Annotated in this window: 4 protein-coding genes and 1 pseudogene; 3 read left to right on the top strand and 2 right to left on the bottom strand. The window is 70.6% G+C overall.

Annotated elements, in window-relative coordinates; genetic code table 11:
• Together Q0C12_RS14305 and Q0C12_RS14300 are read left to right on the top strand one after the other, a co-directional pair.
• A partial coding sequence (locus Q0C12_RS14305) for a thiol:disulfide interchange protein DsbA/DsbL (protein WP_290891357.1) occupies positions 1–783 on the top strand: 783 nt, incomplete at its 5' end.
• A gap of 94 nt (positions 784–877) precedes the next feature.
• Complete coding sequence (locus Q0C12_RS14300) at positions 878–1,639, top strand: endonuclease/exonuclease/phosphatase family protein (RefSeq protein ID WP_290891355.1); 762 nt, start codon at positions 878–880, stop codon at positions 1,637–1,639.
• Positions 1,640–1,988: 349 nt separating this feature from the next.
• Here Q0C12_RS14300 and Q0C12_RS14295 read toward each other — a convergent pair whose 3' ends face one another.
• Both Q0C12_RS14295 and Q0C12_RS14290 read right to left on the bottom strand, forming a co-directional pair.
• Positions 1,989–4,886: a TonB-dependent receptor gene (locus Q0C12_RS14295; RefSeq protein ID WP_290891353.1), complete on the bottom strand. Its 2,898-nt coding sequence runs from the start codon at positions 4,884–4,886 to the stop codon at positions 1,989–1,991.
• 117 nt (positions 4,887–5,003) lie between these two features.
• Positions 5,004–5,813: a sulfite exporter TauE/SafE family protein gene (locus Q0C12_RS14290; RefSeq protein ID WP_290891351.1), complete on the bottom strand. Its 810-nt coding sequence runs from the start codon at positions 5,811–5,813 to the stop codon at positions 5,004–5,006.
• Between the two features lie 43 nt (positions 5,814–5,856).
• Here Q0C12_RS14290 and Q0C12_RS14285 point away from each other — a divergent pair.
• A pseudogene (locus Q0C12_RS14285) lies at positions 5,857–6,571 on the top strand (lytic murein transglycosylase); the annotation flags it as partial.

The raw sequence follows: 6,571 nt of genomic DNA, 5'->3' as shown, positions 1-6,571 counted from the left end.
GCGCCGTCCGCGCCGGTCGCTGAGCCCGCCGCAGAGCCGGCCGCCGAGGCCGCACCCGCCGAAGCGCCCGAAGCCACCGCCGAAGCCGAAGCCGCCGCGCCGGCCGAAGGCGAGGCCGCCGAGGCACCGGCCGCCGAGGCTTCGACCCCGGAAGCCGCTGCGCAGGCCCCGGCCGCCGAGCTCCCGGCCATGCCGGACCCGGCCAAGGCGCCGCGCGAAGGCACCGACTACACCGTGCTCGCCGAGCCGCAGCCGACCTACGCCTCCGGCCCGGGCATCGAAGTGGCCGAGGTGTTCGCCTATACCTGCATCCACTGCGCCAACCTGCAGCCGACCATCGACGCGTGGAAGCCGACCCTGGCCTCCGACGTGCGCTTCGTTTACGTCCCGGCGGCCTTCGGCGGCCCCGGCGACAACTTCGCCCGCGGCTTCTTCGCCGCCGAGGCGATGGGCATGCTGGACAAGACCCACAACGAAACCTTCGACGCCTTCTTCGTGGCGCGCAAGTTCCAGACGGCGTCGCCCGAGGAAGTGGCGGACCACTACGCCAGCCTTGGCGCCGACCGCGCCACCTTCCTGTCGACCATGCAGAGCTTCGCGGTCACCGCCAAGCTCAACCGCGCCCGCCAGTTCGCGCTGCGCACCGGCGTGCAGGCCACGCCCACCGTCATCATCGCCGGCAAGTACAGCGCGTCGATGACCGGCGACCGCGGCCCGGCCGGCCTGGTCGAGACCATCGACTGGCTGGTGCAGAAGGAACGCGCCGAAGCCGCCCGTCGCTGATCGCTCGCGACGCGCGTCACACCCCCGGGGCCGCACTGCGGCCCCGTTCAGTTTTGGCCTTGTGGTGGCGCGCGCACGGCCGCACCATTCCCGAATGGCCGCCAAGCCCAAATCCCCCGCATCCACCCGCCCGCTGCGCCTGCTGAGCGCCAACATCCAGGCGGGCTCGAGCACGCGCGCGTATCGCGAGTACGTCACCCGCAGCTGGTCGCACGTGCTGCCCAACGGCAAGCGTTTGAACCTCGACAGCCTGGCCGCGCTGGCCGAGCCCTTCGACCTCGTGGGCCTGCAGGAAAGCGATCCGGGCAGCCTGCGCTCGGGCTTCACCAACCAGGCCGACTACCTGGCCGAGCGCGGTGGCTTCCCCTTCTGGAGCCACCAGCCCAACCGCCGCATCTCGCGAATCGCCGGCAGCGGCAATGCGCTGCTTAGCCGGTTGGAGCCCAGGGAATTGCTCGACTACGCCCTGCCCGGCCGCATCGCTGGCCGCGGTGTGCTGCTGGCGCGCTTCGGCGAGGGCGACACGGCGTGGGATCTCGCTGTCACGCATCTCTCGCTCGGGGCGAAATCGCGCCAGCTGCAGTTGGGCTTCCTCGCCGACCTGTTGTCCGAGTCGCCGCGGCTGGTGCTGATGGGCGACTTCAACTGCGATTTCGATGCGCCGGAGATGCGTGCGCTATACCGGGAAACCAAGCTCGAGCCGCCCAGCGAGCGTGTCGCGACGTTCCCGAGCTGGGCACCGCAGCGCTGCCTGGACCACGTGCTCGTCGGCGGCCTCAAGATCAACCAGTACCAGGCCATCCCCGCGGCCGGCTCCGACCACATGGCCGTCGCCGTCGAACTCGAAGTCCCCTGAACTGCGGCGTGCGCCTTGCGCACGAACCGCCGCACACCGGTTCGAGATCAAGGGCCAGGTCAAACGCTGTTGATCTGGCTTCGCTCTTGACCTCGATGCGGTGTGCGACTGGCTTCCGGGGCGACGTCGCACGCATCACCAGTCCTTCTGAAGTGAAGGGCAGGAAGCCCGTAACGGCCGACGTTTGCTGCCAGGGATGGCGCTAGCAAGACGGCGGGCGGAAGGACTGGTGATGCGGGCGGCGGCGCTGCCGCGAGGCCAAGGTGTAAGGCGTTTCGTGCGCAAGGCGCACGGGCAGAAGAAAGGCCGCCCGAAGGCGGCCTTTCCGGGTTGACGCGGGGGAGGTGGATCAGAAGCGGACTTCGCCGCGCAGGTAGAAGAAGCGGCCGCCCGGGATGTCATAGGTGGACGCGTCGTAACCGTTGAGCGAGCACGAGACGCAGATCGGCGGATCCTTGTCGAACACGTTGTTGGCGCCGAAGGTGAGCTTCAGGTTGGCCAGCGCCTCGAACTGGTAGCCCACCTGCAGGTCGCTGTAGGTGATCGCATCGAGCACGTTGGTGTCGCGCGCCGGATTCGAGCAGACCGCGAACGTGACCACCCGACCGCAGGACTCGCGCAGCTCCGAGATGTGGCGGAAGGTCCAGGACGCCGACCACGGCCCGTTTGCCCACTCGGTGACGAGGTTGGAGGTCCAGTCCGGGATCGCACTGTCCACCACCTCGCGGCCCGGCGCCTGCGGCTGCAGCTGGCCGGCGGCGCCAACCGCCTCGTAGCGACCGACGAATGTGTTGCGCCAGGCCATCTTCAGCTGGCCCCAGTCCTGCATCGGGAACGCCCACGACAGGTCCACGTCCCAACCGTCGGTCTTGATCGAGCCGAGGTTGCTCAGGCGATTGGCGAAGGCGTTGATGCCGCCGGTGGCAGCGCGGCTGATGCCCGAGCAGTACAGCGGGTCGAGCGTCTGCACGCACAGGTCGAGCTGGGTCTGGGCGTCGATGGCCTGGATCGCGCCCTCGATCTCGTGCTTGTAGAAGGTGAGCTCGAGGTCGACGCGGTCAGCGATCGACGAGTTCTCCAGGAAGGACGGACTCCAGACGAAGCCGGCGGTGAAGCTGTCGGCGAACTCAGGATCGAGCTGCTCGTTGCCGCCGGTGGTGATCGAGATCTGCGGGTTCGGCTGCACGTAGTTGGCGGGCACGCCCAGCGCCGCGCAGTTGGCGGCCAGCGACGGGTCGAGCAGCGGCGTGGTGCAAGGGTCGTCGAGCTGGGCGTCGAAACGGCTGGCCGAGCCAAACAGCTCGCCGATCGACGGCGCGCGGAAGCCCTCGGCGAAGCTGGCGCGCAGCACCAATTCCTCGGCCACCTGCCAGCGCAGGCCGTACTTCGGCGTCACTTCGGAGATGCCGGTGCTGTAGTCGGAATAGCGGCCGGCCAGCGTGAAGTCGAGGCGGCTGCCCGTGCCCTCGTTCGCGTACAGCGGCACGTTGAATTCGGCGTAGAGCTCGCTGACGTCGTACTTGCCCGCGGTCGGCAGCGAAGGCACGCCGTTGTAGAACCCGGCCACCGTCAGCGCGTCGGGCTGGTACGAGCCTTCCAGGCGGCGGTGCTCGACGCCCGCGGCGAAATCCACCGAGCCCGCGGGCAGCTCGAACAGGCTGCCGGACAGGTTGGCGGTGATGAGCGCCAGTTCGTTCTTGCTGCGGTCGCGTACCACCGGCGAAATGAAGGCCAGCATCTCCGGCGTGATGGTGCCCGGGCCACCGAAGATGTTCAGCGGCGTGCAGCCGGCCACGGCCGCGCAGGCAGCCGGATCGCCGAGCGCCAGGGCGATGTTGCGGATGTCGTAGCTGCCGAAGTTGGTCTGCTCGGCCTCGTTCTCGCTGAAGGCGACGTTGGCGTCCCAGTAGAAGCTGCGGCTGCCGGCGTCGAACACGCCCTCCAGGCCGGCGCCGACGTACCAGGTGTCGACGTCCTGCTCGAAGATGCGCGGCCCGCCCTCGACCGGGCGACGGCCGATCAGGATCAGGTTCCGGTTCGCCGGGGGCGTGGTCAGGCGGCCGTCGAGGTCGAAGCCGAACGGATTGAACGGGTTGAGGGCGGAAATGAAGATGTTGTCGGCCAGCGGGTTGCCGGTGCCGGCCTCGGGGCCGAGGAACAGCGGTTCGGGCGCGGCCTGGTTGGTCGACTGGCGGCGGTTGAACAGCACCTTGGCGTAGCCGCTCACCGCATCGCTGAACTGGAACCGGCCCTGGCCGAACACGCCGGTGCGCTCGGACGGCGTCAGAAGCAGGTTGAACTGCGAGAAGTTGAAGCGGTCGGCCGTGGTGAAGCAGTGGTAGTCGTCGGTGCGCACGCAGCCGACCTGGGTCGGGTCGTACACCGGGTTGCTGACGCCGGTGTTGGGCGTGACGTCGATGGTCTGCCCGGTGTTCGGGTCGGTGATGATGAAGCGACCGGTGGGCGTGGCGGAGCTGCCGAAGGCGACGCCGGTGCCCGGCACCGGGAACGAAGATTGCGCGCGGTCGCGCGAGAAGACCACGTCCTGGTCGGTGTGGCTGATGCCGATGAACACGTTCGCGCGGTCGCTGCTCTTGCCCCAGGCGAAGTCGATGCTGGAGGTGGCACCGTCGCCCTCGCCGTATTCGCCGTACTGCGCACTGATCGAGATGCCGTCGAAATCCTTGCGGGTGATGATGTTCACCACGCCGGCGATGGCGTCGGAGCCGTACAGCGAGGACGCGCCGTCCTCGAGCACTTCGATGCGCTCGATGATGGCCAGCGGGATGGTGTTGAGGTCGGTGGCGGCGCCGACGCCCGAGGCCGAGGCCTCGTTGACCCAGCGGATGCCGTCCACCAGCACCAGCACGCGCTTGGCGCCGAGGTGGCGCAGGTCGGCCTGCGCGGAACCCGCGCCGACGCCGCTGCCGTCCGGCGGGAAACCGAAGTTGCCGCTGGAATTGAACTTGGTGTTGAGCGCCGAGCCCGAACCGGTGAGGGACTGGATCAGGTCGCCGACCGAGGTGAGGCCGCTGCGGTCGATGTCGGCGCGCGTGATGCGCTGCACGGGCACCAGGCCCTCGGCTTCGGCGGTGCGGATGCGGGTGCCGGTGACTTCGATGCGATCGAGGGTCTGGATGCCTTCTTCTTCGCTGCTTTCCTGCGCGGAGGCGGCGAGCGGCAGCGCCGCCAGCAGCAGCGCGCTGCGAACCGCCAGGCTCAGGCGGGAGGTACGGGTGCTCTTCATGGTGGTCCCCAAGGGTTGGTGGGACCGGTGCCTTGCCCCCAATGCGCCGGCTGGGACCAGATGTAAAGAGTTTGTGACAGCCCATCAAGCCGCGATATCACTAACATTGATAGTGACTTACACCTGGCCGCCGCCCGCAGCCAGGCTGGTGCCGACCAGCGCCAGGAATACCGCGAACAGGCGCTTGAGGGCCTGCCCGCTGAGGAGGTGGGCCAGCCGGGTGCCCAGCGGCGCGGTCAGCACGGAAGCCACGGCCAGGGCGACGGCGGCGGGCAGGTACACATAGCCCCAGCTCCCCGCGGGCAGCGCGCCGGGCGCCGGGCCATGCAGGGCGTAGCCAGTGGCACTGGCCAGGGCGATGGCCACGCCGCAGGCGCTGGAGGTGCCGACGGCCCGCACCGGCCGCACGCCGCGCCAGACCAGCAGCGGCACGGTCATGCTGCCGCCGCCGATACCCACCAGCGCGGAAATCGCACCGATCACGCCGCCGGCGGCTGAATAGCCGGGTCCGCGCGGGGCATCGGGCCGCTCGGCCCGCGACCGCGGCCAGTCCAGCACCAGCTGGGCCGCGGCCAGGAAGCAGTAGGCGGCGATGCCGGTCCGCAGCAGCCCGCCGTCCAGGCGGGTGGCCAGCAAGCTGCCCAGCCAGCCGCCGACCAGCACGCCGGGCACCAGCCAGGCCACGGTCGGCCACAGCACGCTGCCGCGCCGGTGGTGCGCGCGCGCCGAGGACACGCCGGTCAGCACGATGCTGGCCAGCGCCGTCGCCAGCGCCACGTGCACCGCGAGCGCGGGCGGCACGCCCTGCGCCGGCAGCAGCCACGCCAGCGCCGCCACCAGCACCAGCCCGCCGCCGATGCCGAGCAGGCCGGCCAGCACGCCGGCGACCGCGCCCAGCGCGAGGTAAACGCCCCAGTCCAGGCTCATCGAACCGCCGGGCGATCAGGCGCCATGGGCTAGACTCGTCGGCATGTCACTGCGATTTTTCATGCTCTTCCTGCTGCTGGGCCTGCCCGCGACCGCACGGCCGCAGGCCGCGCCGGCCGATCTGTCGGCGCAGCGCCCGCTCATCGTCGGCGGTTTCCAGCTCGCCGAGCAAGGGCGACTGAACGCCAGCGACGCCGCGCGCCTGGCCAGCCATCCGCTGCACGGCTGGGTCGAGGCCACGCTGTGGCGCAAGCGCATCGCCACCGCCACCGCCGCGGAAGTGCGCACGGTGCTGGCGCGCCACGACGGCCAGCCCGCGGCCGAGTGGCTGCGCGAGGCCTGGCTGGTCGAACTGGCGCGGCGCAAGGAGTGGACGACGTTCCGCGCCGATTACCGCCCGATGGCCTCCACGGAGCTGCGCTGCGCCGACCTGGCGGCGCGCCTGGCCACCGGCGCGTCGGATGCCGGCTGGGAAACCGACGTGCAGGCGATCTGGCTCACCGGCAGCGGCCTGCCCGCCTACTGCGACGCCCCGTTCGCGGCCCTGCAGGCGCGCGGCAAGCTGGGCGAGGACCTGCGCTGGCAGCGCATCGAGCTGGCGCTGGCGGAAGGCCAGTCCGCGCTGGCCCGTTTCCTGGCGCGCGGCCTGCCGGCCAGCGCCGCGGCGCTCGCCGGCAGCTACGCCGATTTCGTCGATGCGCCGCACGCGCGCACCGCGGCCTGGCCGCGCGACGCGCGCAGCCGCCGCATCGCCGCCG

The sequence above is a fragment of the Arenimonas sp. genome, from assembly GCF_022842045.1.
In the GTDB taxonomy this organism is placed as follows: Bacteria; Pseudomonadota; Gammaproteobacteria; order Xanthomonadales; family Xanthomonadaceae; genus Arenimonas.
This window is presented reverse-complemented; position numbering and strand designations above follow the sequence as displayed.